Source organism: Bacillus sp. 17RED48 (assembly GCF_019837545.1).
Classification (GTDB): domain Bacteria; phylum Bacillota; class Bacilli; order Bacillales; family Bacillaceae_G; genus Bacillus_A; species Bacillus_A wiedmannii.
Window position 1 is genome coordinate 671,124 of record NZ_JADAXG010000002.1, and the last position, 15,510, is coordinate 686,633.

Below are 15,510 nucleotides of genomic sequence, written 5' to 3' on the forward strand. Positions count from 1 at the left end.
TTTACACCTCTTCCATATAACGTTTTATACTCTCTACATCTTTATCCCCGCGACCAGATAAACAAATGACAAGTCCTTTGTCTTTCTTCATTTGCGGCGCTAATTTTAATGCGTATGCGACAGCATGTGAGCTTTCTAACGCCGGAATAATCCCTTCTTTTTTCGTTAATAATTGAAATGCTTCTAACGCTTCTTCGTCTGTTATTGAATGATACGAAACGCGTCCAATATCTTTTAGCAAGCTATGTTCTGGCCCAACACCTGGATAATCGAGTCCCGCTGAAATAGAATGCGCTTCTTGAATTTGTCCTTCTTCATTTTGCAGAAGGTACATCATTGATCCGTGTAAAACACCAACGCTTCCTTTCGTTAAAGTAGCTGCGTGCTTTTCTGTATGAACACCTTTCCCAGCTGCTTCTACGCCGTAAAGAGCGACTTCTTCATCGTGTAAGAACGGATAAAACATGCCCATCGCATTACTACCACCACCAATACATGCAACGACTGCCTCTGGTAATTTCCCTTCTAACGCTTCATATTGTTTTTTCGTTTCTTTCCCAATTACACTTTGGAAATCACGAACAATTTGCGGGAATGGATGTGGTCCAAGAACGGATCCCATAATGTAGTGTGTATCGTGTACATGTGAAACCCAGTAGCGAAGCGCCTCGTTTACCGCATCTTTTAATGTACCGCTACCTGCCGCTACGCTTTCTACTTTCGCTCCGAGTAATTCCATTCGGAACACATTTAATTTTTGACGTCTCACATCTTCTTCTCCCATAAAGATGACGCATTCTAATCCGAGTAGGGCACATACAGTAGCTGTTGCAACTCCGTGTTGTCCTGCTCCTGTTTCAGCGACAACTTTTTTCTTGCCCATTCGTACTGCAAGTAGTGCCTGACCGATTGTATTGTTAATTTTATGAGCTCCTGTATGGTTCAAATCTTCACGTTTTAAATAAATCTTTGCACCGCCGCAATACTTCGTCATATTTTCAGCGAAATAAAGCGGTGTTTCTCTTCCAACGTACGTTTTTAAATAATGATTTAATTCCTTTTGAAACGCTTCATCTTGCATCGCTTCTTTATACGCTTCTTCTAGTTCTAATACAGATTGCATTAACGTTTCTGGAACGTATCGTCCTCCATATATACCGTAGTGACCTTTTTCATCTGGATATGCGTAGTTCATTTGGAACACTCCTTCGCTTTTATAATAAATTGTTTTATTTTCTTTAGATCTTTCTTTCCTTCTGTCTCTACTCCGCTACTTACATCGACCATGTATGGCTGAATAGTTCGAATCGCTTCTTCTATATTAAGTGCATTTAATCCACCAGCTAATATCGTTTTCTCTCGCAACTCTTTTGGCATATGCACAAGTAGTTCCCATGAAAATTTCTTTCCATTTCCTCCGTGAAACTTTTCTTTCGGGCTATCAAACAATATATAATCCGTTTCATATGTTTGAGCATCTTTCATATCGTCCTCCGAAGTCACTCCGAGAGCTTTTATAGACGGAATATTCAATCTTCTGATTTGGTGATTATCTTCATCCCCATGTAGTTGCACATGCGTTAACCCGCATTCATCTGCAATTTTCTGTATTTCTTCTACTGATTCATTTACGAAAACACCGACCTTTAACACGTTTGCTGGAATCTCCTCAATGATTTCTTTCGCTAGCCCTGGAGTGATTTTCCGCTTACTTTCTGCAAAAACAAATCCGAGTGCATCTGCTCCGTATTCACAAGCACGCTTTGCTGTTTCAACATCAGTGATGCCGCAAATTTTCACTTTCATATGTTCACCTTACAGTCTTCGAAAAAGGTACTTATAGAAGATGATGTCATAATTGCTTCTCCAACTAATACACCTTTTGCTCCCGCTTTTTTAACACGGATAATATCTTCCTTTGAATGGATCCCGCTTTCACTAATCCAAAGTAATTTCTCCTCGTTTAATCGTTTTCCAAGCTTTTCTGTTTGGCTTAAATCAACTTCGAATGTTTTTAAATTACGGTTGTTAATACCGATAACGTGCGGATTTAATTGGATTGCAATTTCTAATTCCTGTTCATCATGAACTTCAACAATCGCTTCTAATCCTTTTTCTAGTACGTAGCTGTACAGCTCTTTTAATTTTTCTTTCGTTAACGCCGCTACGATTAGTAAAATAATATCTGCACCAGCTTCATACGCTCTATCAATTTGAATCTTATCGATTATGAAATCTTTACATAAAAGCGGAATGTTACTTTCTCTTCTTGCCGTTTGTAAATCATGAAACGATCCTTTAAAAAATTGACCGTCTGTTAAAACAGAAACTGCTCCTGCGCCGCATTCTTCATATGTTTTCACTTGTTTTCGTACATCAACGTGTAAATTAATATCTCCTTTTGATGGTGATGCTCGCTTTACTTCTGCAATGACAGTAAACTGCTGTAACGCTTCTACAAATGAATGTGTCTTTCTAATTTCTTTTAATGGTGTATACGTTTCATATAATGCCGCAACTTCCTTTTTCTTTTGGTCTACAATTTTGTCTAAAATCGTCCCCACTTTAATTCACCCTTTCTAATTTTTCATTGCTTGCTGCAATTAATAAGTTTAGTTTGGCTAATGCTTTTCCAGAGTCAATGCTATGTGCCGCTAGTGTAATTCCTTCTTCGATCGTTTCTGCTTTTCCATTTGCGAAAAGGGCTAGACCTGCATTGAATAAAACTGTATCGCGGTAAACACTCTTTTCTCCTCTTAATACGCCGAGCGTAATCTTTGCATTTTCTTTCGAATTCCCGCCTCTAATCTCTTCATTGTTCACTATTGAGAAACCGTATTTCTCGGGTTCAATACTCGTTTCTACTATTTCATTATCTTTTAAAATGACAACATGATTTTCTCCTTGCAATGATGCTTCATCTAAAAATCCACTTCCGTTTACAACAAGCGCCTGCTTCCTTCCTAGTTTCTGTAATACTTGCGCAACTGGTAGTAACATATCTCGTTTATAAATGCCGACAAATTGTGTTTCTAAATTCACCGGATTTGTTAAAGGGCCAATTAAATTAAAGATCGTCGGTACATTTAATTCTTTTCTTATTTTCATAATGCGCCTTAATGCTGGATGCATAGCTGGTGCGAATAAAAATGCAATGCCGACATGCTCTAATAAATAATCAATTTCGTTTGGCGTACTGCTAATATTTACACCGAGTTCTTCTAATAAATCGGCACTTCCTGTTTTACTAGATACAGCACGGTTACCATGTTTTGCAACCTTTACGCCAGCTCCTGCCAGTACAAATGCCGATGTTGTACTAATATTAAACGTTTGTGCACCGTCACCACCCGTTCCGCAATTGTCCATTGCTCCTTGTATATGGTTCGAAAACGGTAATGCCTTTTCGCGAAGAGCTCGAACAAGGCCGTATATTTCTTCTGCTGTTTCACCTTTCGCTTTCAGTAATACTAAGAAGGCTGCAATTTCACTTTCCAATATGTTTTCATTTAATAAAAGAAGCCCTGCTCTATACATTTCCTCTTCTGTTAAATGTTGTCCCTCCACTAATTTACGAAGATAGTTATTCATACTCTTTCCTCCTCCTTCACTTCTGTTAAAAAGGCACGTATTAACTTTCCGCCTTCTTCTGTCGCGATTGATTCTGGATGAAACTGTAATCCGAATAGCGGATAATAATTGTGACGAACTGCCATAATTTCTCCGTCGTCCATCGCTGTCGCTAGTATGTCAAAACACTCTGGCAAACTCGTTTGTGCTGCAACAAGGGAATGGTAGCGCATCGCTGTTAGCGGCTGGGTCACGTATGAAAAGATTGACGTTCCATTATGTTTCACACGAGATGTTTTTCCATGTTTAATGCGCTCCGCTCTAACAATTTCTCCTCCAAATGCTGATATAATCGCCTGATGTCCGAGGCAAATACCTAGTATGGGAACGTTCTTATAAAAATGACGAATCACTTCGATACAAATGCCAGCATCCTCTGGTTTTCCTGGTCCTGGTGAAAGCACAATTCCTGTTGGATTCATCCCTTCTAGCTGTTCTATCGTTATTTGATTATTTCTTACGACTACAATATCTTCTTCGTATTCACCTAACAGCTGATACAAGTTATATGTGAATGAATCATAATTATCAATTAGTACAATCATTTCATTACCTCCAATAGCGCTCTCGCCTTATTTAACGTTTCTTCATATTCAGCTACTGGGTCTGAATCATAAACAATTCCCGCTCCTGCCTGAACGTATGCTTTTTCATCCTTTACGACCATCGTTCGAATGGCAAGTGCCATATCAAGATTTCCAGAAAAACTAACATACCCAACTGCACCGGCGTATACATTTCTTTTTTCATTCTCTAGCTCATTTATAATTTCCATCGCTCTAATTTTCGGAGCACCTGACACTGTTCCTGCTGGTAGGCAATACGCTAATGCATCAAATCCACTCATTTGTTTTCGCAATATTCCGTAAACTTCAGATACAATGTGCATAACGTGAGAGTATTTTTCTACTTTCATATATTTATCTATCGTCACGGATCCAATTTCGCTCACTCTGCCAATATCATTTCGCCCAAGATCTACAAGCATCATGTGCTCCGCTCGTTCTTTCTCATCTTCTAACAGTTCTTTTTCGATTTCCGCATCTTCCTGCTTTGTTTTCCCTCTCGGCCTCGTACCCGCAATTGGATTCGTCATCACCTTATCTTCTCTAACTGATAACAAGCTTTCCGGCGAAGAACCGAGTACAATATAATCTTGAAAATCGATATAAAACATATACGGTGACGGGTTTGCAATGCGAAGTTTTCGGTATAGCGCGAAAGGATCACCAATACATTCACTTTGCAAACGCTGTGACAGTACGACTTGGAATATGTCCCCGGCTCTTATATGTTCTTTCGCCGTTTCTACCATCTCACAAAACTCTTTTTCCGTTATAGAAGAAGTGAATGATAATGTTGACCTTATTTGAATTACTTCCACTGCTTCTCCCTGTAACACTTCCTCTTTGTATACTTGCAACCTTTCATATACTTCTTCATAAGAAGCTGAATCGTCTTCCCTGCATACATATACAAATGATAATTTTTGGCGTAAGTGGTCATACACGATAAACTCACGGTACAGTAAAAGGTGTACTTCTGGAATATTCAATGGATCGTGTAAATCTGTTCCAATGTTTTCATATTGCCGAATGACGTCATAACCAATATAACCAACTGCTCCTCCGCAAAATGGGAATGGACTGTCTACTTGCGCTGACTTGATTACTTCTTCTAACACTTGTATTACGTTACCTTGCAGCTTTTCTGTTTGGCCATAAATCGTTCGTTCCACTTCCGTACCAACGCTTTTCACTTCACCATACGGGTTACATCCTAAATATGAATAGCGTCCTTTATCTTGATGAAGCTGGGAGCTTTCTAATAAAAACTTTTTCTTTCCCTTCATACGTCTATATAAAGAAATTGGCGTAATGCTATCTCCTTCTTCTTCAGCGATTACTACAAATGTTCTTCCCTTTTCTTTTTGCTTCATAAATTCCTCTTTTGTCATCATGCCTTTCACCTCAATCTGAAAAATAAAAAAGTCCTCTACATATCGAAAATATGTAGAGGACGATAAATTTACCGTGGTACCACCTCATGTTGGACGCAAAAGCATCCGCTTTATTCAGGTACAAAATATATACCTTATCCTTGTAACGGCGGAACCCGGGTTGCCTACTGAAAATAATTGTTCAGCATACCTCTCGTAAGCCCATTCCGTATATGGCACCGCACCGGGCTCCCACCTATCCCCGGCTCTCTGTAACGTCTCCAATATACGTACTCTTCTTACTTCAACGATTTCATTTATTTAATTTTTTGTACACAAAAAGGGAGTACTCATCCTATAGAAAGGACGGGTACTCCCGTGGTGCCACCTTAATTCGTTACAAATGTAACGCACTTTACCGTATCAAAAACAATACGTGTCTCTTGTATCGATGAGATCATGTCGCCAAAGCCTACTTCTTTCGTTTCGGTTTGGAAGCTCCGAAGCCCATTCCACATCAATCCCATACTGATTCGCACCAACCATCAGCTCTCTGACATGTTCATCATGTGTACTCTTCTTCATCAACGCTTGCATTTTTTTAAGTTGCACTCATTATAGACCTAACTTTTTTCATAAGTCAATACTTTTAAAAGAATTTTATTTTTCTCTCCTTTCAATATTATATTGACAAAACAACCTCTTTTTATGTAAATATAATAAATACTCTATTAAAAATAAGGTTTTTTGCATGAATATTATATATTAAAAAAGTAAAATGATGTCAAAAAACGCTTACATTTCTGAAAATTCATATTTCTGTATGGATTTTTCAGAATAATCATGATAGATTATAAATATGCATAACGCATCAAAAGACATGACAAAAGGAAGGGGAACTACATGAGTACGCAGATGTTAACTTTAACTTCTATCTCTATTTACATGCTCGGGATGTTAGTAATTGGCTATTTCGCCTACAAACGAACATCCAACTTAACAGATTATATGCTTGGCGGGCGTACACTAGGCCCCGCAGTAACAGCATTAAGTGCTGGAGCAGCTGATATGAGTGGTTGGCTTTTAATGGGATTACCCGGTGCAATGTTTAGCGTTGGATTAAGTAGTAGTTGGATTGCGATCGGCCTAACATTAGGCGCATACGCAAACTGGATCTATGTCGCTCCTCGCTTACGTACCTACTCTGAAATTGCAAACAACTCTATTACTATCCCAGAATTTTTGGAACACCGTTTCCACGACAAATCCCATATGCTACGCCTAGTATCTGGACTTGTTATTATGATATTTTTCACGTTTTATGTAGCTTCAGGATTTGTCTCTGGCGCTGTATTATTTGAAAATTCATTTGGACTCAATTACCATGTTGGTCTTCTTATCGTTGGTGGAGTTGTCGTAGCTTACACATTATTTGGTGGTTTTTTAGCTGTAAGTTGGACAGACTTCGTGCAAGGAATCATTATGGTAGTCGCTCTTATTCTTGTTCCAGTCGTAACAATTATGCACGTAAATGGACTTGGTCCAGCATTTGAAACAATTAAATCTATCGATCCGGCATTATTAGATATTTTTAAAGGTACTTCTGTATTGGGAATTATTTCATTATTCGCATGGGGCCTTGGTTATGTTGGACAACCACATATTATCGTACGCTTTATGGCAATTTCTTCTGTAAAAGAAATTAAAAGCGCACGACGTATTGGTATGAGCTGGATGATTTTTTCTGTTGTCGGAGCTATGTTTACTGGCCTTATCGGTATTGCATACTATTCAAAAGCAGGTTTAAAACTTTCTGATCCAGAAACGATTTTCGTTGAACTTGGCACTATTTTATTCCATCCACTTATTACTGGATTTTTATTAGCAGCTATTTTAGCAGCGGTTATGAGTACAATTTCATCTCAGTTACTCGTTACTTCGAGTGCTATAACAGAAGATTTATATCGTACATTCTTTAAACGTTCTGCTTCTGATAAAGAACTTGTATTTGTCGGTCGTATGGCTGTTCTTGTTATCGCTTTAATTGGATGTGCATTAGCACTTAAACAAGATGATACGATTTTAGCTCTTGTTGGATACGCTTGGGCTGGATTTGGTTCTTCATTCGGACCTGCTATTTTATTAAGCTTATATTGGAAACGTATGACGAAGTGGGGCGCACTTGCTGGTATGATTTCTGGTGCCGCTACAGTAATTATTTGGACTCAATTCAAATTCTTAAAAGAATTCTTATATGAAATGATTCCTGGTTTCACTATTAGTTTACTAGTAATCGTAATTGTTAGTTTACTAACACAACCTTCAAAAGAAGTTGAAGAGCAATTTGAGGATTTCGAAAAACAACATAGTCATAATCTATAAAAAGAAAGCTCTGCTGTTATGATAACAGCAGAGCTTTTTTACAGTTCGACAATCTTCTTCTCAAATTTAACAAATTCTTTATGTTTCGTTAAATTTAACATAACACTACTCCTTTATAGTATGAATATCAGCACTTATACAGAAAGGGGACTTCAACATGTTAGCAGCTTTTCAGCGACAACACACACGAAAATTTTCACCTATCACAAATACTTCTACCTCTTGTTTGAACATACAACCTAATCCACCTAAAATTTCAATTGCTCCTTCTGTTATTTCAGTCATCGGTGTTCATATGGAAAAAAATAAGTTAAAGGTAAGAACTGGACAAAGCACTGAGCTATCAGCTTCCGTTTTACCAATGCAAGCGACGAATAAAGAACTTATTTGGACAAATATGAATGCTGATGTTATCACAATGTATCCAAAAGGTGATACGGTAACGATTACTGGAAAAAGTGCAGGAAGAGCAGTAGTAATTGTCACAACTACTGAAGGAAAGTTCCGTGACCTATGTATGATTCATGTACAACCTTATATGACAAATCCAAAGTAAAAGAGTGGCTTCCTAGCCACTCTTTTACTTCATTTCAATGTTTGAATTTTTACTTGTAACAAGATTGATGAATTGGTCTTTATCTTTAGGAGAAATAACTTCTGTTTTATGTGCACCGTAAACAATTTCAAGTCGTTCCAATGACAATGCATGAGCAGCTATTGGATTTTTCGTATTTGAAATTTGTTTTATATCTCGTATAAATATGCGTTTTTTAACGAGACCTGATCTAATTGTAATTGTTTCTTCTCCGACGATGTATTTTGTCGAAAACCAACTCCACATAAATAATATTGCTAACGGAATTGTAAAAAATAAAAGAAAATACTCTTTTCCTGCAAATAGAGGAGCAAAACACGCTCCAATGACAACGAAAAAAATCGGATATAACCATATATCTTTTTTTGATGGAAATTCCATTAAACTTCCCCTCTCTTGATTTAAGTCAATGAATCTCCTCCTCTTCCCTATTACAATGAAAACAACATTAGAATAGGAGGACGTATTATGACTGAACGAAAGTATGCTTTATTTGCTGGCTTTTCTCTTCTTGTTATGGCATTCATTGCATTTTTTTCTTACGGTTTTGTTCATGGAAATCTCGTTGTACAAGAAGATGCGAGCACGACATTCCATAATATCCAAACTTCAAATTCACTTTTCAAAGCGGAAATCTTCGGTTGGATTATCATTTTCATTACTGATATTGTCGCCGCGTGGGCTCTTTATTTCTTTCTAAAACCAATTCATACTAGCCTCTCATTACTAGCTGCCTTGCTTCGTCTTATGTATACAGCGATACTTGGAATCGCCATATTCAATCTAATATTGGCATTGCTACTTTCAAAAAGTACGATTGCGAATCCAGAAACATATGTGATGTTGTCTCTCAGTGTATTCGAATACATTTGGTCTGTAGGATTAATCATTTTCGGCTTACATCTTTTCTTTTTAGGTTATGTAGCTTTTCTAGCTAAACATATACCGAAATGTATTAGTATACTACTATTCTTCGCGTCTATCGGTTATATCGTAATTCACGTCATGAATACGATGTTTTCACAATACGATACGATGTTTTCAATCATACAAACACTGTTCCAACTGCCAATGATTGCAGGTGAACTCGGATTTAGTATATGGCTATTGATTAGAGGTGGAAAAAACGCTACTGTTTGAGTCTTTTCTTAATTCTACTTAATGATTCTGGCGTAATACCTAGATAACTTGCCAATTGATATTGAGGAACACGATTGATTAAATGAGGTCGTTTTTGTAATAATGATTTGTAGCGCTCTTCTGGTGTCGATGCAATAAATAATGAAAGTTCTTCTTGTATCTCACCGAAATTGTATTCAATCATTTGGCGTGTCATTTCTTCTAATTGTGAATATTTCTTATACACGTCCTTTTCACTATGCAGGTCGCCAATTACAACTAGACAGTCTTCTAGGCACGTTAACGTATGCGGGGATGATTTATCTTGTTTATGATGATTAAAATTTGTGATTGCTTGTTCTTCTGTATAAAAATTTGATGTAACCTCTTTCCCTGTTTCATCTATACGATGTTGCCTAATGCATCCCTTTAATACAAAATAACATTTCGAAGGGACATCTCCTTGCCTTAGGAGCACTGTTCCTTTTTTATATTCTCCAATTTTTAATTCACTGAGAATCATGTGTTGCTCTTCTTCACTTAGTGTTGTAAGGTTTTGCATATACTTCTTTAATATTTCTTCCATTCCCTTCCTCCCCTATATTTCTGTAAAACAAAAAGAGAAGTATCACAACTTCTCTTTTCTTCTCTAACATTATATTTCCTGTGTATACGCCGGCTCGTTTACTACATTTTTTGCTGTTCGTTTTTGTTGCTGTAGTAAGAAAACAGATACACCAAACAATACGAGCATGCTACCGATAATTTGCATTACATTTAGTCTTTCACCGAGTAAGAAGAACGCTAGTATAGATGCTCCAACGGGTTCTCCTAAAATACTCATTGAAATTGTTGTTGCATTTACGTAGTTTAATAACCAATTATTAATGACATGTGACACTGTCGGCACAACTGCAAGTAAAAGAAAAACGGTCCAGTCCCACTTCGTATAACCTGTAAAAGGCACTTGCAATACTATATTATAAATCCCCATAAAAATACCTGCGAATGCAAAAACTGTAAAGCTATAAATCCAGTGTGATACTTTCTTTACTGTTGTTTGCCCGATAAATAAATAACCGACAACCGCTATGACACTTAAAAAGGATAATATATCTCCATAAATTGCTTGTTCACTTAGCCCTAAATCTCCCCACCCAATACACATGACGCCTAGTATTGCAATTCCCATTGTTGCAATGGCTGAGTATGTTGTTCTTTCTTTAAATAAGAAAAAACCTCCAACTAAAGATACAATTGGTTGAAGCGCTAAAATAATCGTCGAACTAGCAACTGTCGTATGCTTTAAAGATTCAAACCATAAAAGAAAATGCAGCGCTAAAAAGAAACCAGATCCAATTAAAAATCCCCAATCTTTTATTTGAATCTTACTAAACTCTTCCCGTTTTTTCCAAACGATAGGCAGCATAATAAGTACGATAATCCATAATCGATACATACTTAATATGGAAGATGGTGCTGAGGACATCTTTACAAAAACTGCTGCGAATGAAATGGCTATAATGGAAATTGCTAATGGTAGTGCGATTGATCTTTCTTGTTTCAAATTCCGTCTCCCCTCTCACCTGTCAAAAATCCCACTTCATTATATCCGTTTTCTTTCACAACTTAAATACTAATTTTTTAGATTCTTCGTACCATTATGGTAAAATAGAAACGAAAGCACCTATTAGTGAATATTTCTTTCTTTTTCACTACAAGCGTCGCTCTTACAATCATTACAGTAAATTTTTATTTAGGGGGATCTACATGAATCAAACAATAGGGAGAATTGAAGAAATTTCATTTTATAGCGCATCACTTCAAGAAGATGTTACACTTCTTGTTTACTTACCGGTAAATTACACACCACTGCACAAACATACAGTTGTAATTGCACAAGATGGTAGAGATTATTTTCAGCTTGGTAAAGCGCACCGTGTAATTGAGCGCCTTCGTGAAACTGAAGAAATTGACCGTACAATTATTGTCGGTATTCCATATAAAAATGTACACGATCGTAAAGAAAAATATTTTCCAAACGAAGTGAAAAACGCTGCGTATATTCGTTTCCTTGCTCATGAACTTGCACCATATATCGATGAAAATTATCCAACTTACCAAATGGGAAAAGGTCGTGTGTTAATTGGTGATTCTCTTGGCGGGACAGTTTCCTTCATGACTGCACTTATGTATCCGCATACATTCGGTAAAGTCATTATGCAATCACCATTTGTGGATGAAACAGTGATGAGCTTAGCAAAAGACTTCAAAAATCCGGAGGCGCTAGACCTTTATCACGTCATTGGGACAGAAGAAACAGCCGTAAAACGCACTGATGGACAAGTTTCTGATTTCGTACAACCGAACCGTGAGCTCAATACGCTTCTGACAGATAGAAATTTCATCACGCATTACGAGGAGTTTGAAGGTAACCACACGTGGAAATATTGGCAAACTGATTTACCGAAAGCTTTCTCTCATATTCTATCAATGAAATAATAGAGAGCAGTATTCAGAATAATTTGATATAATAGATTAAGAGATTTATTTTCTCAAAATCTAACTAGACTTACAAAGGGAGGAATTGGAACATGAAATTAGGCATTGTAATTTTTCCATCTAAAATGATTCAAGATAAAGCGAACGGATTGCGTAAACGTTATGATCCGCACTACGCATTAGTTCCGCCACATATTACATTGAAAACACCCTTTGAGACGCAAGATGAACAATTAGAATCGATTGTAAAAGAGTTACATACAATCGCAAGTAAAACGAACCCTTTCACCCTTCATGTCGGAAAAGTTGGTTCATTCGCACCTGTTAATAATGTTCTTTATTTTAAAGTAGAAAAAACACCTGAACTTACTTTCTTAAATGAGGAAATGCATAGCGAATTCTTTATACAAGAACGCGAGTACGCTTTCGTACCTCATTTAACAATCGGACAAGGCTTATCAGATGCAGAGCATGCTGATGTATTAGGTCGATTACGTATGAAAGATTTCTATTATGAACAACCAATTGATCGCTTCCATCTTCTATATCAATTAGAAAACGGAACGTGGACTGTATACGAAACATTCCACCTTGGAAAGGGGAACAACTAATTTGCACGCACAGATCGTACAAACGGACGAACAACTAAGAGATGCATTCTCTGTACGTAAGCAAGTATTTGTGAATGAGCAACAAGTTTCTGCTGACGAAGAGTATGATGAGTTTGAAGAAACTTCAACACACGTTGTTATATATGATAATGATGTTCCAGTTGGTGCTGGTCGTTTTCGCATACTGGATGGAATAGGAAAAATGGAACGTATTTGCGTACTAGCTTCCCATCGTAAAAAAGGCATTGGAAAAATTGTTATGGATGCACTTGAAGCATATGCGAATGAAAACTCGCTACCAAAATTAAAGCTGCATGCCCAAACACATGCTGAAGATTTCTATAAGAAACTTGGATATGTAACGCATTCTGATGTATTCATGGAAGCAAATATTCCTCACATCGTTATGATAAAAGAATTGTAATTTGAAAACAGGAGGTATCCCCTCCTGTTTTTTACATTGCTATTTTCTTTTTCTTCCGCTAAAGTTAAATGTTGATGCTATAGTTTTGAAGGTGAATATATGACACAAGAAAAATTTTCACAAAAATCATTAACGCACGCTGATATTCCGCGTGCAACATACCATATTCCAAAAACATCTACCCATTTAATTATGGAAGAAGATGCTGATGCAGCGTATTTCCGCGCTCTCGAGCAACAAAATGTATTTTTAAATGAGAAACAATTAGAGGCCGTGCGAACGACAGAAGGTCCTGTCCTTACATTAGCTGGTGCCGGAAGCGGGAAAACCTCTGTTTTAACAACCCGCGTAGGTTATTTAGTAAATGTAAAACAAGTTCATCCACGCAATATTTTACTGCTTACATTTACACAAAAAGCAGCTGAAGAAATCCGAAACCGTGTAGCAAATTTACCTGGTATGAATCGTGCTGCAAGTAGCTACGTTGTTGCTGGTACGTTCCACTCCGTCTTTTTAAAATTGCTTCGTAGTCAAGGATATAATCAGCAAATTTTAGCAAACGAAAAACATAAACAAATTATGATAAAGAAAATCTTAAAAGAGTTACGCTTAAAAGACGATTATGATGCTGAAACGATGCTCGCTATGATTTCACTTGAGAAAAACAAATTGAATCGTCCGAAAGATGTAAAAGCAAAAACACCCGTTGAACAAGAATTTAAAGAAGTATACGAACGTTTTGAAGAAGTGAAACAACGATATAATTATATTGATTTCGATGACATCTTATTAGAAACATATTATATGTTAGAAAATAACACTCCTTTGCTTACCCAATTACAACAACGTTTCCACTATATTGAAGTAGATGAGTTCCAAGATACATCGTATGCACAATATGAAATTGTAAAATTGTTAGCCACGCCAAGAAATAATTTATTTATCGCAGGTGATGACGATCAGGCGATATATGGCTGGCGAGGAGCAAGTCACCAAATTATTTTATCTTTTCCAAAAGAATTTGATAACACTACGATTATCGCACTTAATACGAATTATCGATCCAATCCTTTTATCGTCGGACTTGGAAATGAAGTTATCAAACTAAATCAGGAGCGTTTTGATAAAGAGCTATATTCTGTGCGCGAAGAAGGTGTACAACCTTTTTACGCAAGACCTGCTACGACTCTTGATGAAGCAAATCAAATTTTGCAGCTCATTCAAGAAAAAGTAGATAGCGGCGAACGCAACTATAAAGATTTTTGTTTACTGTATCGCACACATTCTGTAAGCCGTTCGTTACTCGATCAGCTTACAATTCACAAAATCCCGTTTATTAAGCACGGGGCGAGTCAATCATTTTATGAACATTCTTTAATTAAGCCTGTATTAGATCATTTAAGACTGGTGATTGAACCGTTTCGACTAGAATCACTTTCAAATATATTGCCAACGATGTATATCGGGCGTGATGATTGTATTTCATTTATTGAACGTGAACAATGGAAATATGGTGAGGGGCGGTTCCCTTCTCTTCTTCATTTCTTATTATTAAATCCGAGCTTAAAACCTTTTCAAGTGAAAAAGGTAAATGAGCGTATCGATTTTATTAAATTTATAAAAGAATTAGAACCGAAAAAGGCATTAAAAGAAATTATTCATGGTAAAGGAAAGTATTTAGAGTACTTAAAAAGTAACGATCGTTCTTCCTTCACGATGCATAAAGATATACAAGAAGAAATGTTAGAAGAATTAATGGAGTCAGCAACTCGTTTCACCGATATTCCAGCATACTTACAATTTATTGATGAAGCAATTCAAGGTCAAAAAGAAATGGAAGCATTAAAAACAATGCCGGAAAAAAATGCTGTCTCGCTTATGTCTATTCATAACGCAAAAGGCCTTGAATTTCCATGCGTTTTTTTACTTGGAGCGAGCGATGGTATTCTCCCCCATACTTCTTCTTTAAAAGATGCGAATGATCGTGTTACAGAGACTTCTGAAGCTTTAGAGGAAGAACGCCGACTACTTTATGTCGCAATTACACGTGCGAAAGAAGAACTTTACATTTCCTCTCCTCAATTTTTTAGAGGGAAAAAATTAGATATCTCTCGTTTTTTATATACTACGCGAAAAGATTTACCTGAAAAGACATCCACTAAATAAGGATGTCTTTTTTTCATATTGCATTATGTACATCCCTCCTATATAAATTCCATGTTCTTATCATAAGAATTAACGTAATATCAACCATATCCCATTCATATTGTAATAGTGTATGTCAGAACTCACGATAAGGAGTGAACAT

The 15,510-nt window shown here is 36.8% G+C and carries 16 protein-coding genes and 2 other annotated features; of the genes, 7 read left to right on the forward strand and 9 right to left on the reverse strand.

The window, feature by feature from the left end:
- Position 1 precedes the first annotated feature (1 nt).
- Genes trpB through trpE form a run of 6 tightly spaced genes read right to left on the reverse strand, consistent with a single transcriptional unit; the run spans position 2 to position 5,590 of the window.
- Positions 2-1,195: a tryptophan synthase subunit beta gene (trpB, locus tag ILT06_RS10175; RefSeq protein WP_064476782.1), complete on the reverse strand. Its 1,194-nt coding sequence runs from the start codon at positions 1,193-1,195 to the stop codon at positions 2-4.
- Positions 1,192-1,806 carry a phosphoribosylanthranilate isomerase gene (locus ILT06_RS10180; RefSeq protein ID WP_064476783.1) on the reverse strand — a complete coding sequence of 205 codons (615 nt, stop codon included), beginning with the start codon at positions 1,804-1,806 and terminating at the stop codon, positions 1,192-1,194. The genes trpB and ILT06_RS10180 overlap by 4 nt, the downstream gene beginning before the upstream one ends.
- Positions 1,803-2,564: an indole-3-glycerol phosphate synthase TrpC gene (gene trpC / locus ILT06_RS10185; protein WP_222655033.1), complete on the reverse strand. Its 762-nt coding sequence runs from the start codon at positions 2,562-2,564 to the stop codon at positions 1,803-1,805. The genes ILT06_RS10180 and trpC overlap by 4 nt, the downstream gene beginning before the upstream one ends.
- 1 nt (position 2,565) lies before the next feature.
- Positions 2,566-3,591 carry an anthranilate phosphoribosyltransferase gene (trpD, locus tag ILT06_RS10190; protein WP_064476785.1) on the reverse strand — a complete coding sequence of 342 codons (1,026 nt, stop codon included), beginning with the start codon at positions 3,589-3,591 and terminating at the stop codon, positions 2,566-2,568.
- Complete coding sequence (locus tag ILT06_RS10195; protein ID WP_064476786.1) at positions 3,588-4,175, reverse strand: aminodeoxychorismate/anthranilate synthase component II; 588 nt, start codon at positions 4,173-4,175, stop codon at positions 3,588-3,590. Before ILT06_RS10195 ends, trpD begins: the two co-directional genes overlap by 4 nt.
- Positions 4,172-5,590 carry an anthranilate synthase component I gene (gene trpE, locus ILT06_RS10200; RefSeq protein WP_222655034.1) on the reverse strand — a complete coding sequence of 473 codons (1,419 nt, stop codon included), beginning with the start codon at positions 5,588-5,590 and terminating at the stop codon, positions 4,172-4,174. Before trpE ends, ILT06_RS10195 begins: the two co-directional genes overlap by 4 nt.
- A gap of 52 nt (positions 5,591-5,642) precedes the next feature.
- Positions 5,643-5,886 (reverse strand) — a binding site (T-box leader).
- Between the two features lie 42 nt (positions 5,887-5,928).
- Positions 5,929-6,166, reverse strand: a binding site (T-box leader).
- Positions 6,167-6,472: 306 nt separating this feature from the next.
- Here trpE and putP point away from each other — a divergent pair.
- Positions 6,473-7,951 (forward strand): sodium/proline symporter PutP, encoded by a 1,479-nt coding sequence (gene putP, locus ILT06_RS10205; protein ID WP_048561494.1) that lies wholly within the window; start codon positions 6,473-6,475, stop codon positions 7,949-7,951.
- Between the two features lie 157 nt (positions 7,952-8,108).
- Positions 8,109-8,507 (forward strand): Ig-like domain-containing protein, encoded by a 399-nt coding sequence (locus ILT06_RS10210; protein ID WP_088048334.1) that lies wholly within the window; start codon positions 8,109-8,111, stop codon positions 8,505-8,507.
- A gap of 24 nt (positions 8,508-8,531) precedes the next feature.
- Here ILT06_RS10210 and ILT06_RS10215 read toward each other — a convergent pair whose 3' ends face one another.
- Positions 8,532-8,927 carry a PH domain-containing protein gene (locus tag ILT06_RS10215; protein ID WP_088048333.1) on the reverse strand — a complete coding sequence of 132 codons (396 nt, stop codon included), beginning with the start codon at positions 8,925-8,927 and terminating at the stop codon, positions 8,532-8,534.
- Between the two features lie 87 nt (positions 8,928-9,014).
- Here ILT06_RS10215 and ILT06_RS10220 point away from each other — a divergent pair, with 87 nt between their 5' ends.
- The gene (locus tag ILT06_RS10220) at positions 9,015-9,686 is read left to right on the forward strand and encodes a DUF4386 domain-containing protein (protein ID WP_222655035.1); all 672 of its coding nucleotides are present in this window, start codon (positions 9,015-9,017) and stop codon (positions 9,684-9,686) included.
- Here the strand turns inward: ILT06_RS10220 and ILT06_RS10225 are convergent.
- Together ILT06_RS10225 and ILT06_RS10230 are read right to left on the reverse strand one after the other, a co-directional pair.
- A complete protein-coding gene (locus ILT06_RS10225) occupies positions 9,676-10,251 on the reverse strand; it encodes a Crp/Fnr family transcriptional regulator (RefSeq protein ID WP_064476791.1) in 576 nt (191 codons plus the stop codon). The genes ILT06_RS10220 and ILT06_RS10225 overlap by 11 nt on opposite strands.
- Positions 10,252-10,320: 69 nt before the next feature.
- Positions 10,321-11,232, reverse strand: a complete 912-nt coding sequence (locus ILT06_RS10230) for a DMT family transporter (RefSeq protein ID WP_064476792.1) — start codon at positions 11,230-11,232, stop codon at positions 10,321-10,323.
- Positions 11,233-11,435: 203 nt separating this feature from the next.
- On the opposite strand from ILT06_RS10230, the gene ILT06_RS10235 reads away from it, so the two are divergent.
- The 4 genes from ILT06_RS10235 to ILT06_RS10250 all read left to right on the forward strand — a co-directional run bounded on the left by ILT06_RS10235 (position 11,436) and on the right by ILT06_RS10250 (position 15,368).
- Complete coding sequence (locus tag ILT06_RS10235) at positions 11,436-12,167, forward strand: alpha/beta hydrolase (protein WP_064476793.1); 732 nt, start codon at positions 11,436-11,438, stop codon at positions 12,165-12,167.
- 92 nt (positions 12,168-12,259) lie between these two features.
- A complete protein-coding gene (locus ILT06_RS10240; RefSeq protein ID WP_000765870.1) occupies positions 12,260-12,778 on the forward strand; it encodes a YjcG family protein in 519 nt (172 codons plus the stop codon).
- Between the two features lies 1 nt (position 12,779).
- On the forward strand, positions 12,780-13,202 hold the full coding sequence (locus ILT06_RS10245) for a GNAT family N-acetyltransferase (RefSeq protein ID WP_046957039.1): 423 nt from the start codon (positions 12,780-12,782) through the stop codon (positions 13,200-13,202).
- 99 nt (positions 13,203-13,301) lie between these two features.
- Entirely contained in the window at positions 13,302-15,368 is a 2,067-nt protein-coding gene (locus tag ILT06_RS10250; protein ID WP_064476794.1) for an ATP-dependent helicase, read from the forward strand.
- The last annotated feature ends 142 nt before the right edge of the window (positions 15,369-15,510 follow it).